This is a genomic window from Sorangium sp. So ce128, from assembly GCF_051525245.1.
Taxonomy (GTDB): domain Bacteria; phylum Myxococcota_A; class Polyangia; order Polyangiales; family Polyangiaceae; genus Sorangium; species Sorangium cellulosum_B.
Window position 1 is genome coordinate 8,749,274 of the sequence record NZ_CP150313.1, and the last position, 17,704, is coordinate 8,766,977.

Consider the following 17,704-nt stretch of genomic DNA (forward strand, 5'->3'; position numbering starts at 1 on the left):
GGGAGCGCCCTCGTGAAAACCTCCCTGCTGAGACGCCGGTTCGCCTTTCTCTTTCGTCTGTCCTCGTTGGTCGCGTCGACGGCGCTCCTCTTCGCGAGCTGCAAGGGCAGCGCCCCGCAGCAAGGGTCAGGCGATCCCTGCGAGAGCGCGCAGGACTGCGCGGACGGCGTCCCCTGTACGGTCGATCGCTGCGTCGGCGGTCGGTGCGCGTCGGAGGCGGACGACACCCGCTGTCCGGGCGGGCGCTGTGATCGGGCGAGGGGCGCCTGCGTCAACGACAAGGCGTGCGCGACGCCGGCCGACTGCGTGGACGCGGATCCGTGCACCCAGGAAGAGCGCTGCAACGAGTCGCTCCGGCAATGCGTCTTCGAGGGGCTGGACGGCGACGGGGACGACGCGCTGCCCGCGATCTGCGGCGGCGCGGACTGCGACGATGCCGATCCGCGCAACGCCCCGACGCTCGCCGAGCTGTGCGACGGCGCCGACAACAACTGCAACGGCGCGGCCGACGAGGGCGAGGACAGCGCCCTCTGCGGCGCCGACGGCGCGCGCTGCGTGAGCGGGCGCTGCGAGTGCCCGGCCGGGCAGGGCTACTGTCCGCTCGAGTCTGCCACGGGGTTCCACTGCATCGACGTTCAGTCCGATCCGGAGAACTGCGGCGCCTGCGGGGCGCCGTGCCCCTCGATCACGACCTGCGTCGGCGGGCAGTGCACGTGCGCGGATGGCCTCGCGCTGTGCGGGTCCACGTGCGTCGACCTCTCCGAGGACGAGCGCAACTGCGGCGCGTGCGGCGAGGCGTGCGGCGAGATGGACTGCATCGACGGCGCCTGCACGGCGTGCGGCGAGGTCGGCGAGCCCTGCTGCGACGGCGTGAGCTGCCGGGACGTCCTCAGCGAGTGTGGGGAGGGCGGCACGTGCGTCGTGAAGGCGTGCGCGGAGCCGATCGAGGCGCTGCCGGACACCCACCTCCCGCGGTGCTCGGCCGACACGGAGCCGTGCATCGACGCGTGCACGGTGAGCTCGTGTGTCGACGACTGCTTCGCGGCGGACACCACGGCTCCCCGCGCGTACCGCGGTGTGTCGTTCGACTGCGCCGGCTGCGTCGACCATCAGATCCAGGCCTGCACGTCGCGGATGTGCCAGCGGAGCCTGTCCGTGGCGTCTTGCTGCGTCGTGGAGCGCTGCCGCGGGGTCATCGACAAACTGTGCGAGGGCCAGTGCGGCGAGGAGCTCGACGCGTTTTATAGCTGCTCCGACGCGACGGAGTGCGGCTTCTTCCTAGTGGCGGAGGAGCCGCTCTCCTGCTTCCCCTGAGGCGCCCTCGTGCGCGAGCAACCACCGCTTCCGCTCGATGCCGCCCGCGTAGCCCGTGAGGTCGCCGCGGGCGCCCACGACGCGGTGGCAGGGGATGACCAGGCAGACCGGGTTCCTGCCGTTCGCCAGGCCCACCGCGCGGGACGCCGACGGCTGCCCGAGGGACGCCGCGACCTCGCCGTAGGAGCGCGTCGCGCCGGGAGGAATGCGCTGGACCTCCGCCCAGACGCGGCGCTGGAACGGCGTGCCGCCGGGCTCGACCGGGATGCCTGAGAGCGCGCCGAGATCGCCGCGCCAGTAGGCCCTCAGTCGGCCGGACAGGCCGTAAGGATCCGCGGCGCTGCGCAGCGTGACCGCGCCGTAGCGCGCCTCCAGCAACGTGCGAAGGCGGGGCGCGCAGTCCGAGAAATCGAGCCCGTGGACCGCGCCGCCGCCGGCCGCGAGGAGCATGACCCCGACCGGCGACTCGACCTCATCCAGCAAGAGATCCATTCGACACCTCCCTCTCCGCGGGCCGCGCGCCCTGCGCGTCCGCCGTCCACAACAGCACCGCTGCGTAGGCGCGCCACGGGCGCCACGCCTCCGCCATCGCCGCGAGATCCGCGCCGGAGACGCCGCCGAGCGCGCGCCGCAGGCCGAGATCCGTGGCCGGGAACGCGTCCGGCTCGCGAAGCGCGCGCATCGCGATGTAGTGCGCGGTCCACGCGCCGACGCCAGGGACCGCGCAGAGCGCGCGCACCGTCTCCTCCAGGCCGCGCGAGGCGTCGAGCGCGACCTCGCCGGAGGCCACGCGCGCCGCGAGCGCCGCAATCGTCGCGGCGCGGGCGCGCGGCAGGCCGAGGTCCGTCAGATCGGCCGCGGCGAGCGCCTCGGGCGCCGGGAAGACGAAGCGGAGCCCCTCGGCGCCCTCGGGCAGGCCGCCGCGGACCGCGAGCGGCTCGCCGTGCCGCTCGACAAGGCGGCCCGCGAGCTGCGTCGCGGCGCGGACGCTCACCTGCTGGCCCAGGATCGCCCGCACCGCGAGCTCGAAGCCGTCCCACGCGCCCGGCACGCGCACGCCCGGCATCGCGAGGACCCGCGGGGCGAGCCGCGGATCGGCCCCGAGGTGCGCGGCGATCGCGTCGGGATCGGCGCCGAGGTCGAAGAGCCGCCGCAGCCGCTCCGCGCAGTGGATGAGCCCCTCGGTGCCGGGCAGCCGCAGCCGCGCGAGGAGGTACGGCTCGCCGGGCGCCGGGCGCACCTCGACGACGCCGTGGCCGCCGGCGACGCGCACCGTGCGGCGGTACGCGCCGGGTCCCGCCGACTCCACGCCGGGGATCGCGCGCGCCCCGAGGAAGCCCGCGAGCGCGCCCCAGTCGAGCGGCGGCCGGAACGGGAGGCGGAGCGCGATGTCCGGCGCGCCCCCACCCTCCCCTCCCCCGCCCCGCTTCGCTACGGCCTTTCGCAGCTCGCGCGGCGAGCGCTCGTAGGCGGCGCGGATCGCGTCGTTGAAGCGGCGGACGCTGGAGAAGCCCGACGAGAGCGCCACCTCGGTCATGGAGAGCGCTGTCTCGTCGAGGAGCTTCTTCGCGAAGAGCAGGCGCCGCGTCTGCGCCACCGCGAGCGGGGAGGCGCCGACGTGCCGCAGGAAGAGCCGCCTCAGGTGGCGCTCGCCCACGCCGAGCCGCGCCGCGAGCGCCGGGGCGTCCGCGTCGTCGAGCGCGCCCTCCGCGATGAGCCGGAGCGCCCGCGAGACGAGGGCGGACGTGCCCAGCCACGCGGGCGTCCCGGGCGAGGCCTCGGGGCGGCAGCGCAGGCACGGGCGGTAGCCGGCCTCCTGCGCGGCGGCCGCCGAGGGGAAGAACACGCAGCGCTCCCGCTTCGGCGTGCGCGCGGGGCAGATGGGGCGGCAGTAGATGCCCGTCGAGCGCACGCCCGTGAAGAAGCGACCGTCGAAGCGACGGTCGCGGGTCTCGAGCGCGCGGTAGCACGCGTCCTCGTCGATCCGCATGCAGGCGTCGTAGCGCGGGTGCCGCCGCGGCTCTGGCGCTTTTCGGACCTGTGAGGGCGGACGGGTCCCGCCGCCCCCGACCGCCCCGCCCCGACAGGCCGCTTCGGCGCGGGACGCCCGCCGAGCGCGCCGGCCCTGGCGGTCGCCGCGGAATGGTACGCTCGGCGCGGCATGAAGAGCGTGTTCGACACCCTTGCCGCCATGGGGCACGAGCAGGTGCTGTTCTGCGCGGACGAGCCCGCGGGCTACCGCGCGATCATCGCGATCCACAGCACCGCGCTGGGCCCGGCGCTCGGCGGGACGCGGCTCCTCGGGTACGCGAGCGACGAGGAGGCGCTGGTGGACGCGCTGCGCCTGTCGCGCGGGATGACCTACAAGAACGCGCTCGCCGGGATGGACGTCGGCGGCGGCAAGGCGGTCGTCCTCCGCGGCGGCGCGGGGCCGCTCGACCGGGAGCGGCTGTTCCGCGCGCACGGGCGCTTCATCGAGCGCCTCGGCGGCAGGTTCATCACGGGCGAGGACGTGGGCACCACCCCCGCGGACATGGAGCTCATCCGGCGCGAAACGCGCCACGTGAAGGGCCTCGCCGGCGAGGGTGGCGACCCGTCGCCGTGGACCGCGCGGGGCGTGCTCCGCGCGATCCAGGCCGGGGCCCGCCACCGGTGGGGCAGCGACGAGCTCGCGGGCCGGACCGTCGCGCTCCAGGGCTGCGGCAGCGTCGGCGCCCGGCTCGCGGCGGAGCTCCACCGGCTGGGCGCGCGGCTGCTCGTCGCGGACGTCGACCCGGATCGCGCCCGCCACGTCGCCGCCGAGCTCGGCGCCACGATCGTGCCGCCGGACGCGATCGCCTCGGCCCCGGCCGACATCTTCGCCCCGTGCGCGCTCGGCGGCGTCCTCGACGACCGCGCCGTGCAGGATCTGCGGGCCGAGATCGTCGCGGGCGCGGCCAACAACCAGCTCCTCGAGCCGCGCCACGGCGACGCGCTCGCCGCCCGCGGCGTCCTCTACGTCCCCGATGTCGTGGCCAACGCAGGCGGCGTGCTGAGCGGCGGCGCGGATCTCTTCGGCTGGTCCCGCGCCGAGGTCCACCGGCGCGTCCAGGCGATCTACGACACGGTCCTCAGGGTCCTCGAGATCGCGGCGAGCGACGGCGTCTCGCCGCAGCTCGCCGCCGAGCGGCTGGCCGAGGCGCGCCTGCGGCAGCGCGCCGCCGCCGGGTGATCGCTAGAGCGGTTCCCCCCCGCCGCTGGTACGAGCGTCGCGGAGCGCCGGCTCGGTGGCCGGGCCGTTCTTCAGCGCCTTCACCGACTCGACCATCAGCGACACAGCGAGCCCGATCAGCGCGAGCCCCACGACGCCGTTCATCGTCGTCGCGTTCAGCGCGAGCCCCTCGGTCCGCACGGCGGCGAACGCGGTCCGCACCTGGAGGATGAGGGCCCACACCGTGATCGTCATGACGAACACCATCGGGATCGCCGTGTACCAGATGCGCCGCTTCTCGCGGTGCAGCCAGACGGTGACCGCGAGGAGCGTCAGCGCCGCGAGCAGCTGGTTGCTCGTGCCGAACAGCGTCCAGAAGTCGAGGTACGCGGGCCGCACGCCGGGCGCGGGCGGGCGCGCGGTCATGATGAACAGCGTGGGCGGCGCCAGCGAGATCGCGGTCGCGGCCGCGGACACCACGCGCCCCTTCCAGTTGAAGAGCTCCTGGAGGATGTAGCGGCTGAGGCGCGTCGAGACGTCGAGCGTGTCGAACACGAAGGTGGAGAACGCCATGGCGCCGAACGTCGCGGCGAACAGGAAGTGCTCCTTGCCGATGATGACGGTGAGGAACTTGCCGATCCCGTCGCCGTAGATCTTGCCCGGCCCGGGCAGCTTCGTCCCCTGCGCCACGATGACGAGCGTCGCGAGCGCGATCAGCGCGACGAACGCCTCGGCCAGCATCGCGCCGTAGCCCACCGGGTGGGTGTGCGTCTCCTTCGAGATCTGCTTCGACGTCGTCCCCGAGCAGACGAGCCCGTGGAAGCCGGAGCATGCGCCGCAGGCGATGGTGACGAACAGGAACGGGAAGAGCATGCCGGTCGCGCCGCCGGTGTTGAACGTGGTGAACGCGGGCTGCCGCAGCTCGAACTCCCCGGGGTAACGGAGGTTTCCAAAGAAGATGCCGATCACGCCGACCGCGAGCGCGATGTAGAGGACGAACCCACCCAGGTAGCCGCGCGGCTGGAGGAGCAGCCAGACCGGCAGGAGCGAGGCGATGAGGCAGTAGACGAGGATGATGAGGCCGAACGCGCGCTGCGGGTTGTCGAGCGGCAGGACGAACGCCGTCGAGATCTTCGTGCCGAGCCAGACGACGCCGAGCGTCGCGGGCACGAAGAGGAGCGTGGTGAGCCAGAGCGGCGGCTTGAGGTACCGCTCGACCACGCCCATCACGATGGAGAGGCCGAGGTAAGCGGCGCTCGCCGCGGCGACGGCGCCGCCGGGGTTGAACTGGAACGCGCCGCCCTCGAACTCCTCGGTCTTGCCGACGAAGGTGCTCGCCGTGATGTCCGTGAAGGCGACGATCACGTAGGACAGCGCGAGCCAGATGAAGATCATCATCGACAGCCAGGCGCGCCGGCCGATGTGCCGCTTCGCGATCTCGGCGACGCTCTCCGCCTCGTGGCGGACGCTCGCGATGAGCGCGGAGAAGTCGTGCACCGCGCCGATGAACACGACGCCGATGGCGATCCAGAGGATGCACGGGAGCCATCCGAACGCCTGGCCGGCGAGGATGGGGCCGGCGATCGGCCCGGCGGCGGCGATGGCGCTGAAGTGCTGCCCGAAGAGGTAGAACGGCTTCGTGGGGACGTAGTCCTCACCGTCGTTCACCTTCACCGCGGGCGTCACGGCGCCGTCGTCGAGCGCGTAGTTGCGCGCGACGATCCGCCCGTAGAAGCGGTAGCCAAGGCACAGCACGACGATGACGGTCAGGGCGAGCAGCGGCAGCACGCGGCGGAGTATAAGGCCATCCGCGGGCGACGGTGATCCGGCAAACGAAGGGGAAGGGCGGCGGTGGGTCGCCGGACGGGCGCAGGCCCCCGCCCATGCCCCGCGAAGGCCGCGAGCAAGAGGGCTCGGCCGCACCGGCGGCGCCTCGGGGCTCCGGGTCGATGCAAGGCTCTACGACGCCAGAGAGCCCGATGGTGCCGTCCGGAGGAGCCCCCTCGGAGACGCGCGGCCCTCAGACGCTGGCGTTCAGCGTGTCCCAGTAGCTGTGCAGCCCACGGAGGTTGTTCCCGCCGTCGACGAACATCGTATCGCCGGTGATCCAGCGCGACTCCTCGCTGCAGAGGAACGAGACAACGGGCGCCACGTCGGTCGTCTCCCCGATCCGCCCGAGCGGCGTGCGCTCGAGGAACCTCTGGGCGCTGAGCCCCGACGTGAGCCCGAAGTCGTCGACGAGCGGGGTCCGGATGAGCCCCGGCGCCACCACGTTCACCCGGATGCCGTGGCGCCCCAGCTCGGACGCGGCCACCTTGGTGAGCTGCGCGAGGGCCGCCTTGGAGGCGCAGTAATGCGACAGGCCGTCGGTCGCCAGCACCTGGTTGATGGAGCTGATGTTGACGAAGGCGCCCGGCTGTTTCGCGGCGATGAGGCCGCGGGCGACCGCCTTCATGAAGAGGAAGGGGCCCTTCAGGTTGGTGCCGAGGACGCTGTCGAAATCCTCCTCCGGCAGGTCCGTCAGGAGCGCGAGCGTGGCGATCCCCGCGTTGTTCACGAGGATCCCCGGCAATCCGAACGCCGACGTCGCCGCCTCGACGGCGCGCGACACGTCTTCGGCGCGGGACGCGTCGCCCAGGAAGGGCAGCGCGCGCGCCGGGCCGTCGGCCGCTCGGTTCAGCGCCTCGGCCGCCGCCTCGACCTTCGCCGCCGTCCGGCCGAAGAGCAGCACGTTGCTGCCGCGACTCATGAGGTCTTTCGCGATCTCGAGACCGATCCCCTGACCACCCCCGGTAACAATTGCGCTCTTGGAAATAAGCTTCATCTCGACCTCCGTGACTGCGGAAAGCAGATCCAACGTCCTTGATTGCCCAGAGGAACTTCGGCCGACCGAGCGCCGATCTCGCTCAGTCCGTCAGCATCATCGGCGCGCGCACCTTCTCGGCGATCTCCTCGCCCCGGAGCCGCGCGACGAGCGCGAGCGCGAACGCCATCGCGGTGCCCGGCCCCTGGCTCGTGACGAGCAGCCCGTCCTCGACGACCGGGCTCGCGAGGAGCTCGCCGTGCGCCGACACCACGTCGTTCACGGACGGGTGGCACGCCATCCTGCGGCCCTGGAAGAGCCCGTGCGCCGCGAGCGCGATCGGCGCGGCGCAGATCGCCGCGACGACCCGGCCCGCCTGCGCCTGCGCATGAAGGCGCTCCCCGACGGCCGGCGAGCTGGCGAGCCGGTCGGCCCCGCCCTTGCCGCCCGGGAGGACCACCACGTCGAAGTCGCCCGTCACCGCCGAGAGATCAGCGTCCGGCACGAGGCGCACGCCTCGGCTGCAGCGCACCGGGCCCGGGCCATCGAGCCCGGCGAGGACGACCTCGACCTCGGCGCGGCGCAGGACATCGACGATGATCGTCGTTTCCATCTCCTCGGCTCCCTCGGCAAGGATCACGAGCGCTCGCGGCGTCTTCATCGGCGTCGGCATGGGGCCGCGGGCCGCCGGATGCAAGCCGGACGCAAGCCGGACGCAAACCGCGTACAAACCGAGCGCTGCGCGGACGCAGGCTGAGCGAGCGCATGCAAGCAGGTGCGAGCCGATGCAAGCGCGCGCGAGCTTGCGGTGGCGGGCGGCGCGGAAGCCCCTTTGCCTGGGCACGGCGACGCGCTAGGAGCGGGGCATGGCGGAGCCGTCCGACGATCCGTTTGGCCTCTCGGGGCAGACCATCGAGGGGAAGTACCGCGTCGCCGCCGTCATCGGCGACGGCGGGTTCGGCGTCGTCTACCGGGGGATGCACGAGGGCTTCGGCGAGCTCATCGCGATCAAGTGCCTGAAGCTGCCGGCCTCGCTCGACGCCGCGGAGCGCGACGCGCTGCTCGAGACGCTGCGGGGCGAGGGGCGGATCCTGCACCGGCTGTCGCGGGCCACCTCGGGCATCGTGCAGGCGCTCGACGTCGGCGCGTTCACCACCCAGGCCGGCGTGTGGGTGCCCTACCTGGTGCTGGAGTGGCTGGAGGGCCAGACGCTCGGGCAATACCTCCGGGAGCGGCGCGAGCGGGGCGAGGCCGGCATGTCGATCGCCGAGGCGATCCAGCTGCTCACCCCGGCCGCGCGCGCGCTCGCCGTCGCGCACGCGCACAAGGTCGCGCACCGGGACGTGAAGCCGGCGAACCTGTTCCTCACCCACGTCGGCGGGGCGCGGACGCTGAAGGTGCTCGATTTCGGCATCGCCAAGGTGCTGTCCGACCACCCGACGTTCACCGAGGCGCTCGCCGCGACCCGGCAGGGGCCGAGCGCGTTCACGCCGCGCTACGGCGCGCCCGAGCAGTTCAACAAGGCCCGCGGCGCGACGGGCCCGTGGACCGACGTGTTCGCGCTCGGGCTCATCTTCGTCGAGCTCGTGAGCGGCAGGCGCGCGCTCGAGGGGGACGACCCCACGCAGCTCTACGTCGCCTCCGCCGATCCGGCGGTGCGCCCGACGCTGCGCGCGCGCGGGCTCCCGGACGCGCCCGAGGCGATCGAGCGCGTGCTCGACAAGGCGCTCGCGATCGAGCCCAAGCACCGCTTCACGAGCGCAGGCGAGTTCTGGGACGCGCTCTCGGCCGCGGCGCACGGCGAGCGCGCGGGGTCCTTCGCGGGTCGCGGCGGCCCCTCCGCGGAGCACGCGGCGGGGCAGTCGACCGCGGAGTACGCGGCCGCGCAGGGGCTCGGCGTGGCCGTCGGGCCGAGCGAGCCGACGATGCTCGCCGACGCGCACGCGCCCGCCCCGGCGCGGCCTGCCGTCGTCAAGGTGAGCCACGGCGCGAGCGGGCCGCAGGCCGCTGGCGCGACGGGCGGCGCGGCGCCTCGGGCGAGAGACGGGGGCGGCGCGCTGGCGACGGGGGGCTCCAGGACCGCGCAGGTCGAGGACTCCATGATCGAGACGGTCGCGCCCGCCAGCCCCCCTGCGGCCGGCGCGGCCCCGCATCCCGGCGCGGCCCCGCACCCTCAGGCCGCGGCGGGCGGACCGCCGCACGCCGCGCCGCCGGTCGCAGCGCCGCCGCAGCGCCGCAGCGCCGCGCGCGCGGCGCTTCCCTGGTTCGTGGCGGCGCTCGTGCTCGGCGGCGCCGGCGCCACGGCGTATGTCCTGACGCGGGCGCCCGACAAGAAGCCGGCGAAGGCGCCGGCCGCACGCGCCACCGCGGCGTCGTCCGCCGGGCGCGCTGCGAAGACCGCGGCGGGCGTGCCGGCGCCCGCCAGCGCCGCGCCGACCGCGAGCGCCTCGGGCGCGGCGCCTTCCGCCGAGCCCGCCGCGCCCGCGGCGCCGCCGGCGGACATGGTCTTCATCGGGCCCATCTCGACCACGATCGGCGCCGCGGGCGAGGCGCGCCAGGTGACGCTCACCCGCGGGTTCTACATCGATCGCAACGAGGTGACCGTCCGCGCCTACCGGGCCTGCATGCAGCAGCGCATGTGCTCCACGGCGGATCACGTCTCGCTGACGCCCGAGCTCCTGCCCGGCGCGCAGGCGCCGGCGGCGCCCGAGGAGCAGCGGGAGGTCGAGCTCTGGACGCGGCGCTGCAACGAGCCCCGCAGCGCGACAGGGCACCCGATCAACTGCGTCGACTATTCCCAGGCCGAGAGCTACTGCCGCTTCCGCGGCCGGCGGCTGCCCACCGAGGCGGAGTGGGAGGTCGCCGCGCGCGGCGCGGCCGGCCGGGCGTTCGTCTGGGGCGACGAGGCGCCAGCCTGCGAGCGCGCCTGCTACGATCGCAACGAGAGCTGCCTCGCGCGCGGCGCCGACGTCTCGACCTGCGCGTCCGGCGCCCACCCCAGCGATCGCACCCCGGAAGGCGTCTACGATCTCGCCGGCAACGTGTCCGAGTGGGTCTCGGACGGCCTCGTCTTCCCGCCGCCCGGCGGCGAGAACCCGCAGGGCGACCCGTCCTTCCCGCTCAAGGTGGTGCGCGGCGGCAGCTTCCTGGACGGCCCGGAGAAGCTCTCCGCCACCTACCGCACCGCCGCGGCGCCGGTCACCGCGCACGCCTGGATCGGCTTCCGCTGCGCCATGGATGCGCCGGCGCAGGAGGGCGCCGCCACGCAGCCGCCCGCCCCCGAGCAGCAGGCTGCGCCGGCCGAGCAGGGAGCGGCGGCGCCCTGAGCTGAAGCGCCGAGCCCCTCGTCCTCCCGCGCGGCATGGCCGGATCCGGTGCCGTGCGTCCACGGCTCACCGATCCGACAGGGCCGGGCGGGTCGTTTCGCTCGATTCCCGAGCGTTTTCTCTGGATCCTGGGCAGATTGAGCTGGTTCCCAGAGTCGATTCTCTCGATGTGGCTTTCCATCATCTGGATCCGAGAGATGCAACTCTGGATGGAGCTTTCATTTAGCCGGAATCAGAGTTGATTCTCTAGATTACGTCTCTATTCAGCCAGTTTCCTGGCCGCATTGTCTCGGTGCCGCTGATCCCATGGCCCCGGTTCTAGGCGAGGGCGAGAAGATCGGCCCTGGGCGGCGAAGCGACTACTTCGCCCAGAGGACCGAGAGGTCGAGCTCGATCGCCTCGAAGGGCGCGACGCGAACGCGTGCGGCGTCGCGGTGGCTCGGACCGCGTTCCCAGCTTCGACCGGACACGAGAGAGAACACCTCGAGCGTGCGTGCGATCGGGTCGACCAGCCACGCGTGCCGCACGCCCTCGCGCGCGTAGATCGGCATCTTCTCCCTGCGGTCGACGTCCTCGGTCGACGGGCTCAGGACCTCGCAGATCCAGTCCGGGGCGAGCGCGAAGTACGCCGTCTCGGGCAGCTCGGGCATGCGCTCGCGGCGCCAGCCCGCGAGGTCGGGCACGAGCGCGTCGATCTCGCCGGGCGCGGTCGGGTCGGGGAAGTGCAGCTCGGGCTCGTCCAGGATCCACCAGCCGCCCGGGCCGCCCTTGCCATGGTCGAACGGGCCGGTCAGCTCGGCACCCAGGCCCGAGCTTGCGCGCGCGTGCCGCGGCGCCGGACGGGGGAACACATGCAGCGTGCCGCGAACGAGCTCCGCCACCTTGTTCGGCGGGACGGCCTCGAGGTCGGCGTACGTGGCGCGGCGCTGCTTCTCGGCGGGCTGGCCCATGGGCGAAGCCTGCCCGGGGCGGGGCGGCCGGGCAAGGCGGGGCAACGTGGTGCGCGGCGAAGCGAAGTGGCGGAACCGCGCCGCGGCATGGTGCGCACCGGCGCGTGTCGCCGCGGCTCGGCGTGAGCCCGCAGCATCACCTCACGTCGTCAGTCCTTGAAGTCGATCGACATGTGGTCCCCGCCCAGCAGCTCACAGGACGATGAACTTGTCGTCTGTGTACACGAGGACGAAGCGCGTGTCCGCCGGCGCGCCGCTGGCATCGAAGCAGGCGACGTTGACGTTCGCGTTCGTCTCGTTGCCGGACCAGCCGACGACCTTGCAGTACTCCGGTCCGGTGCCGTACGCCGTGATCTGCACGTTCGAGCCCGACGCCGACATGCCGGGCAGGCTGACGGAGTAGCGGCCTGCGGACGTGCGCCCCGCGGTGATGTCGGTCTCCACCTCGCCCAGGTCCCCCGCGATGTAGCCTTCCTGATAGGAGAGGCTCGGCGTGTACGCCGCCGCCGTGGCGTTGTTCGCCCAGGCGTAGCTGTAGGAGAGCCCGCCGTTCACCTGCCTCGAGCGCGCGAAGTTGAGGGTGAACTGGCTATCTGACGGGGCGCCCGAGCTGTCGAAGCAGCGCACGCGGACCACCGCGTCGTCTCCGGACTGCCCCCAGCTGCTGACCTTGCAGTGTTCGCTGCCCGGGCCGTAGGCCGTCACCTCGACCGTCGCGCCGCCCGCGGTCTGCCCCGGCAGGGTCACAGCATAGCAGCCCACCCCCTCGCGCGCGATCGTGTTGTTCACGCCGCTCGAGTTGAACTGGTACGTCGCGGCGGGCGTGTACGCCGACGCCGTCGGGTTGTTCGCCCAGACGTACGCCTCGTCCGAGGATCCGGTGCCCGACTTGTGGACATAGGCGACGCTGAACTGGGTGTCGACCGGCGCGCCGCCGGCGGTGAAGCAGTTGACATGAACATCCACGTCATCGCCGCTCCTGACCCAGGAATTGACCTTGCAGCGCTCGGCGCCCGCGCCGTAGGCCGTGACCTGGACATGACCGCCCGGCGCCGCGCCCACGTCCGGAAACCGCACGCGATATTGACCCGCGCCGAGCTGCGTTACGGTGTTGTTCACGCCCTGCCCGGATACGTCTCCGGAGGAGTTCCGCGAGTAGCTCGAGCTCGCGGTGAACGAGCCCGTCGCCTGGTGCGCCCACGCATACGCCCACGCACGGGACACGAACGCTTGCTGGGCGTCGCCCACCTCGCTCTCCTCGGCCTCGTACGCCACGGCGCAACCTGCGCCCATGATGCCGACGACAAGCGATCCCAGCAGCAGTGCCTTGCTCCTCATGACATGCTTCCTTTCCACGAGTTCGATGTTGGATGACGGTCATCGCTGCCCCGGCGCGACCGCGACAAGGTGACTGCAACGTGCAACGCGCATGCCGCGCGCGGCCACCCGGCGCGTCCAGCGATGGCTCTGCCTCCTGTTCCGGGGGCGAGACGCCGGATCGGGCGCGATCAGGCCGTGATCGCGACACGCCGGCCGCGACCGGCGACCGGGTTGCCGCACGTCGCCGTCACGCGCTCATGACACCCTCGCTGTCACGCTCCCATGACGGGCGTCATCTCCGCGTGTCAGCGCGAGGGGGCCAGCGAGGAGCGCGGCGCTCAGGGGATCTCCAGGCGATCGCCGGGCTCACGATCGCGCCGCTGGGTGAGCGACCTGGAACGTCGGTCGACTCGCCGAGCGCGGTGAGAGGCGGGCTTCCGGGCGCTCGCGCGCGAGCACGAGCGCCCGTGGTGGCAGAGCGCCGGGCGCGGCAGCGCCTCAGGGCCGGTGGCCGCTGAGATCGAAGACCGCCTCCGAGTAGAACTCGAAGGAGCCCGACATCGTGGTCTCCTCGAATGTCGTCCCGCGGAGCTCGTAGGTCACGGTGAGCGGCACGGCGGAGCAGAGCGGCGCGGAGAGGTAGTTGAAGCGATCATCGCGGTAGTTCGCGGGCCGGTCCATCACGAGGAGCGCCTCCGTCTCGAGGGTGCCGACGGTCGACCCGCGCTCGGCGACCATCACCAGCGGCCCCAGCGTCTCGAAGCGGAAGTGGGCGGAGTGGTCGCCGCTGTTGTAGTCGGTCTTCTCGATGATGAGGAAGCCCTCCGGCACCATGTGATAGCGGATCGTCGAGCCCTCGACCTCGACCCAGCCGAGGCTCATCCGACCCAGGGAGGTGCTTCCGGCGCCGCCATCCCACGCGCTGCCGTCGCTCAGCTGGTACTCCGCGTGGATGCCCATGATCGGCATCGACGTCCCCGAGGCGCCCCCGCCGTAGTACCGGCCGAAGCTCGCCCTATCGATGGTCTCGGGGCTCGGAGGGCTGGCAGGGTTCGGCCAGCTCGTGTCGTGGTCGGGATCGACGACCCCGACGGCCAGGCATGCCCCGCCGCGCTCGTCGATGCCCAGGTCGCAGGCGTCGCCGATTCGATTGCCGTTCACGTCGAGCTGGTCGGGGTTCACGTCGAACGGGCAGTTGTCCTCCAGGTCGGCCACACCGTCGCCGTCGTCATCCTCGTCGCACGCGTCCCCGAAGGCATCGCCGTCGAAGTCCGCCAGGTCCGCGTTCGCCACGTGGGGGCAGTTGTCCAGCGTGTTGGACACCCCGTCGCCGTCGACGTCGTCGTCACAGGCGTCGCCCCTGCCGTCTCCATCCATGTCGGCCTGGTCCGCGTTGGAGACCCACAGGCAGCTGTCCGACGCATCCACGGCGCCGTCGTCGTCGTCATCGTCGTCGCAGGCGTCGCCGTACAGGTCAAGGTCGAAGTCCGCCTGGTCGGCGTTGCCGACCGCGACGCAGTTGTCGACCGCGTTGGGCACGCCGTCGTCATCGAGGTCGTCATCGCAGGCGTCGCCGAGCCCGTCCCGATCGACGTCGCTCTGGCCGTGGTTCGGGGCCTCGGGGCAGTTGTCGATGTCGTCGTCGTATCCGTCGCCGTCGCGGTCCGTGTCGCTCGGGTCGGGCGCGCCGCCGCCGCCGCCGCCATCTCCGTCATCGTCGCTGCCGCCCTGAGCACCGGCACCGCCGCTGCCGCCGGCTCCGCCGTCACCGCCGCCGTCGCTCCCGCCCTGCGCGGGGCCGATGCACGCCGCGAGCGAAGAGCACAGCAGCACACACGTCGCGATGTGGTTCCAACGCATCATCAATCTCCTCAAGCCATGCCTGGATTCAAGGACCCGATGGCAGCCGCATGAGATCCGCCACGAGGACGAGCTGGCTCCGGTATTCGCTGACATCCGGGCCGTCACCGTGGTCGCTGGTGCAGGCGGCGAGGGCAAGCGGTAGCCATCGTCGTCGCTGCTCGGCTCCCACGGCTCGCGAGGATCGGCGCGCATCCCGTCCGTGTCCACCACACCGCAAGAGTCCAACTCGCCGGGGTCCGGGCATCGCCGACGCCGGCCGCCCCCGGGCTCGCGAACGCCGGGAGGGCCCTCACCGGTCGGGGACGGAGACCCGTGGACGCGGTCCTCGGACCAACGCTTCGAGGACGGCGGCGCGATCTGACGGGCGTCGGGCCTGCTCGCCGCCGGATCGAGCGAGCGAACCGATCTCACCGGCGTGGTGCTCAGCCAGCGTCAACCCGCAGCAGGATTGACCTTGCGGACGCCAGGTTCCTATGATGCCTGGCCCCTGAAATTTCAGGAGGGCCATCAATGACATTCATCACGCTGGCACATTCCTCGGGCAACCGCCCGCCGCTTTACATTCGGCCTCTCGCCATCGAATTTTTATTACAAGAGGAGAAGGGGACGCTCCTCAATGAACTTCATGGACGACGCCACCTGGAAAGTCGCCCGATCGAATCCTTGTTGAGCGCCATCCAAGGGGATGACCCATTCGCCAAAATTCCGTTCTCAAAGAACTCGACACCCGCATGGGGATATCTTCGCCTCAGCGCAATTGAGTATATCACGAGCATCAACGACACAACGACGGTCCACACGTCAAGCGGCCGAGATTACATGGCCGCAGAGCCGCCGAGCGAGCTCATGGCCAGGTTTCCCGACGAGACGTTCGATTGCATGCACGGCAACGAGGGACAAGTCATTTACTTTCGTCGCGAGCGATTGCTCGGAGCGTCTCCCCTCGAAGACTCGTCCACCTATGTTTACACCTTCGACAGCCGGGAGAGCATGCACAGCGACCAACTCGAGCCGAATTGGACAATGAACATGACAGCCGCTCAGGTCAAAGACGGTCGAGCATTTTTTCGGGCGAACCGGATAAAAGGCTTCCGGACGGACCAAAGCGGAACCATTGAATTACACGGCGCAATCAAGCTTGCAGGCCTACCGGCCGAGGCTGTACTGAAAGCATGCCCGATCGCGCATCCGGTGTCTTTCGCGCAATGCGCCGCCGGACAAGGCGGATCGGAATATAGATACGATTGGGTGCTGGATCGGGACACGATCCATGCGATTGTCCCGAGAAATCCGGGATTAGGCCTGGACACCCATATCGGCACCCCATTTTCAGGTCTCGACACGGTCGATCCGATCAACGAACTCATAGCTCAGCTTGATTTGACGTCATTCATTCGACTGACTCGCAATTCGGACGGACGCGGCACGAACGTTCCATCAGACTACAACAGCCAGCATCCGTGGGCCTACTATCGTCCGGAATCTATTCTGACCATGGAAGCGAGAGGCCATGGAACAGCAATCACAACGAGCACCCATTCGCATGTCGTCGATGAAACACCGGAGGAAGTTCTAGAGCGGGGAGCAGGTCCGAGGGATACAGTACCCGCAGTGGTTGAACCAGCCGCGTGCGTCCGTCGGAGTGATCGCTCCGATCGCGTGGCCCATCGACTTGTAGACGGCTGAGGGCGTTCGAGGTGCATCCGCTCGGATCGACTCTTTGATCTTGGAACCACAATTCTCGACCGGTGAAAAGTCCGGGGAGTAGGGCGGCAGGTACATCAGCTTCGCGCCAGCGCCTTCGATCGCCTCGCGAACGCCCCGCGTGCGGTGTGACCCGAGGTTGTCCGCGATGACGACCTGGCCTGGCCTCAGCGCGGGCACGAGCTGCCCCTCGACGTACGCGCGGAAGGCTACGCCGTCCATCGTGCCCTCGAACGCGAAGGGAGCGACGACACCGTCGAGGCCCAGCCCGATCGTGAGCGTGATCGTGGGGTCAGTGTTGATCGGCACCGCACCGTGGGCACGGACTCCCCGTGGCGCCCATGCATGCCTCCGCGTCATGCCCAGATTGGTCCCAAATTCGTCAATAAAAACCAGTTCTTGTGGATTGAGTCGAGCGAGCTTCTTCGCGAAGGCCTGGCGAGCCGCTGTCACATCTTCCGTGTCGCGCTCGGCTGCGTGGAGCGCTTTTTTTTCCGGGTGATGTTCAGCCGCAGCAACGCCCGGCCGACGGTATGGCGGCTGGCTACGATGTGAGCACGGCGCGCGAGCTGGTCAGCCAAATCGTCCAGGGTCGCGTCGGAGGACGTCGCCACGAGCGACCTCAGGTCATCCAGGGCTTGCCCGTCGATCTTCGGTCGCGGCCCGTTGGCGCGAGGGCGCGGCGCAACGCTGCCGGTCGTCCGGTAGAGCGTGAGATAGGACTGCACGGTTTTCGGTGCGACTTCGAACTGCTCGGCCAGGTCGCGTACCGATCCTTCCCCATTCTCGTACGCCTTGACGATGCGCTCTCGAAGGTCGAGTCCGCAGGGTCGCATCCTTGCTGCCCTCCCGCCACGGGGATGCAAGCAGCGTGCACCTCGGACCTGCGCCCCGCTCTAGAGCGACAAACGGGTTGAAACCCCAGAAAAGAGCAGGAATTTGAACCGCCAAGCGCGCCAAGGACGCCAAGATTGTGTTTTGTTCTTGGCGTCCTTGGCGCCCTGGCGGCTCATTTCTCGCTCGATCAACGTGATAGATGGGATGAGGCAGCCCAAGCGGCGCCTGGATCCACGATGCCGACCGCACCGACCCGTGCGTCTGCTCGACGCGTTCGCGCGGCGGTTCGGGCGTGGCGCGTCGCCCCGTGAGATCCCGCGCCGGCGCGCCCGCGCCGAGCACATCCCGGAAAGAGATCCATCTTTCCCGGATCCGATGCTTTCGGGCACACCCGCCG

At 71.2% G+C, this 17,704-nt stretch carries 14 protein-coding genes; 4 read left to right on the forward strand and 10 right to left on the reverse strand.

The genetic code is table 11. From position 1 onward, the window contains the following. Positions 1 to 12 precede the first annotated feature (12 nt). On the forward strand, positions 13 to 1,314 hold the full coding sequence (locus WME82_RS33270; protein ID WP_438038582.1) for a MopE-related protein: 1,302 nt from the start codon (positions 13 to 15) through the stop codon (positions 1,312 to 1,314). Here the strand turns inward: WME82_RS33270 and WME82_RS33275 are convergent. Both WME82_RS33275 and WME82_RS33280 read right to left on the reverse strand, forming a co-directional pair. Continuing rightward, complete coding sequence (locus WME82_RS33275) at positions 1,279 to 1,806, reverse strand: methylated-DNA--[protein]-cysteine S-methyltransferase (protein ID WP_438038583.1); 528 nt, start codon at positions 1,804 to 1,806, stop codon at positions 1,279 to 1,281. The genes WME82_RS33270 and WME82_RS33275 overlap by 36 nt on opposite strands. After that, a complete protein-coding gene (locus WME82_RS33280; RefSeq protein ID WP_438038584.1) occupies positions 1,787 to 3,304 on the reverse strand; it encodes an AlkA N-terminal domain-containing protein in 1,518 nt (505 codons plus the stop codon). Before WME82_RS33280 ends, WME82_RS33275 begins: the two co-directional genes overlap by 20 nt. Before the next feature lie 171 nt (positions 3,305 to 3,475). Here WME82_RS33280 and WME82_RS33285 point away from each other — a divergent pair, with 171 nt between their 5' ends. Next, on the forward strand, positions 3,476 to 4,525 hold the full coding sequence (locus WME82_RS33285) for a Glu/Leu/Phe/Val dehydrogenase dimerization domain-containing protein (protein ID WP_438038585.1): 1,050 nt from the start codon (positions 3,476 to 3,478) through the stop codon (positions 4,523 to 4,525). A gap of 3 nt (positions 4,526 to 4,528) precedes the next feature. Here WME82_RS33285 and WME82_RS33290 read toward each other — a convergent pair whose 3' ends face one another. From WME82_RS33290 to WME82_RS33300, 3 genes are all read right to left on the reverse strand, one after another. Continuing rightward, on the reverse strand, positions 4,529 to 6,292 hold the full coding sequence (locus tag WME82_RS33290) for a carbon starvation CstA family protein (protein ID WP_438038586.1): 1,764 nt from the start codon (positions 6,290 to 6,292) through the stop codon (positions 4,529 to 4,531). Between the two features lie 232 nt (positions 6,293 to 6,524). After that, on the reverse strand, positions 6,525 to 7,328 hold the full coding sequence (locus tag WME82_RS33295) for an SDR family NAD(P)-dependent oxidoreductase (protein ID WP_438038587.1): 804 nt from the start codon (positions 7,326 to 7,328) through the stop codon (positions 6,525 to 6,527). An 82-nt stretch (positions 7,329 to 7,410) separates the two neighbouring features. Further along, positions 7,411 to 7,968, reverse strand: a complete 558-nt coding sequence (locus tag WME82_RS33300; protein WP_437740516.1) for a DJ-1 family glyoxalase III — start codon at positions 7,966 to 7,968, stop codon at positions 7,411 to 7,413. A gap of 205 nt (positions 7,969 to 8,173) precedes the next feature. On the opposite strand from WME82_RS33300, the gene WME82_RS33305 reads away from it, so the two are divergent. Further along, positions 8,174 to 10,633, forward strand: a complete 2,460-nt coding sequence (locus WME82_RS33305) for an SUMF1/EgtB/PvdO family nonheme iron enzyme (RefSeq protein WP_438038588.1) — start codon at positions 8,174 to 8,176, stop codon at positions 10,631 to 10,633. A 359-nt stretch (positions 10,634 to 10,992) separates the two neighbouring features. Here the strand turns inward: WME82_RS33305 and WME82_RS33310 are convergent, their stop codons facing one another. The 3 genes from WME82_RS33310 to WME82_RS33320 form a co-directional block, all read right to left on the reverse strand. Further along, the gene (locus WME82_RS33310) at positions 10,993 to 11,583 is read right to left on the reverse strand and encodes a Uma2 family endonuclease (RefSeq protein WP_438038589.1); all 591 of its coding nucleotides are present in this window, start codon (positions 11,581 to 11,583) and stop codon (positions 10,993 to 10,995) included. 192 nt (positions 11,584 to 11,775) lie between these two features. Then, positions 11,776 to 12,921 carry a hypothetical protein gene (locus WME82_RS33315; protein ID WP_438038590.1) on the reverse strand — a complete coding sequence of 382 codons (1,146 nt, stop codon included), beginning with the start codon at positions 12,919 to 12,921 and terminating at the stop codon, positions 11,776 to 11,778. Between the two features lie 480 nt (positions 12,922 to 13,401). Beyond that, positions 13,402 to 14,766 (reverse strand): thrombospondin type 3 repeat-containing protein, encoded by a 1,365-nt coding sequence (locus tag WME82_RS33320; protein ID WP_438038591.1) that lies wholly within the window; start codon positions 14,764 to 14,766, stop codon positions 13,402 to 13,404. A 510-nt stretch (positions 14,767 to 15,276) separates the two neighbouring features. Here WME82_RS33320 and WME82_RS33325 point away from each other — a divergent pair. Next, entirely contained in the window at positions 15,277 to 16,452 is a 1,176-nt protein-coding gene (locus tag WME82_RS33325) for a hypothetical protein (protein WP_438038592.1), read from the forward strand. On the opposite strand, the gene WME82_RS33330 is transcribed toward WME82_RS33325, so the two are convergent. Together WME82_RS33330 and WME82_RS33335 are read right to left on the reverse strand one after the other, a co-directional pair. Beyond that, positions 16,339 to 16,923 carry a transposase gene (locus WME82_RS33330; protein WP_438038593.1) on the reverse strand — a complete coding sequence of 195 codons (585 nt, stop codon included), beginning with the start codon at positions 16,921 to 16,923 and terminating at the stop codon, positions 16,339 to 16,341. The two genes, WME82_RS33325 and WME82_RS33330, sit on opposite strands and share 114 nt — an antisense overlap. Beyond that, entirely contained in the window at positions 16,920 to 17,306 is a 387-nt protein-coding gene (locus WME82_RS33335; protein WP_438038594.1) for a helix-turn-helix domain-containing protein, read from the reverse strand. Before WME82_RS33335 ends, WME82_RS33330 begins: the two co-directional genes overlap by 4 nt. Positions 17,307 to 17,704 lie beyond the last annotated feature (398 nt).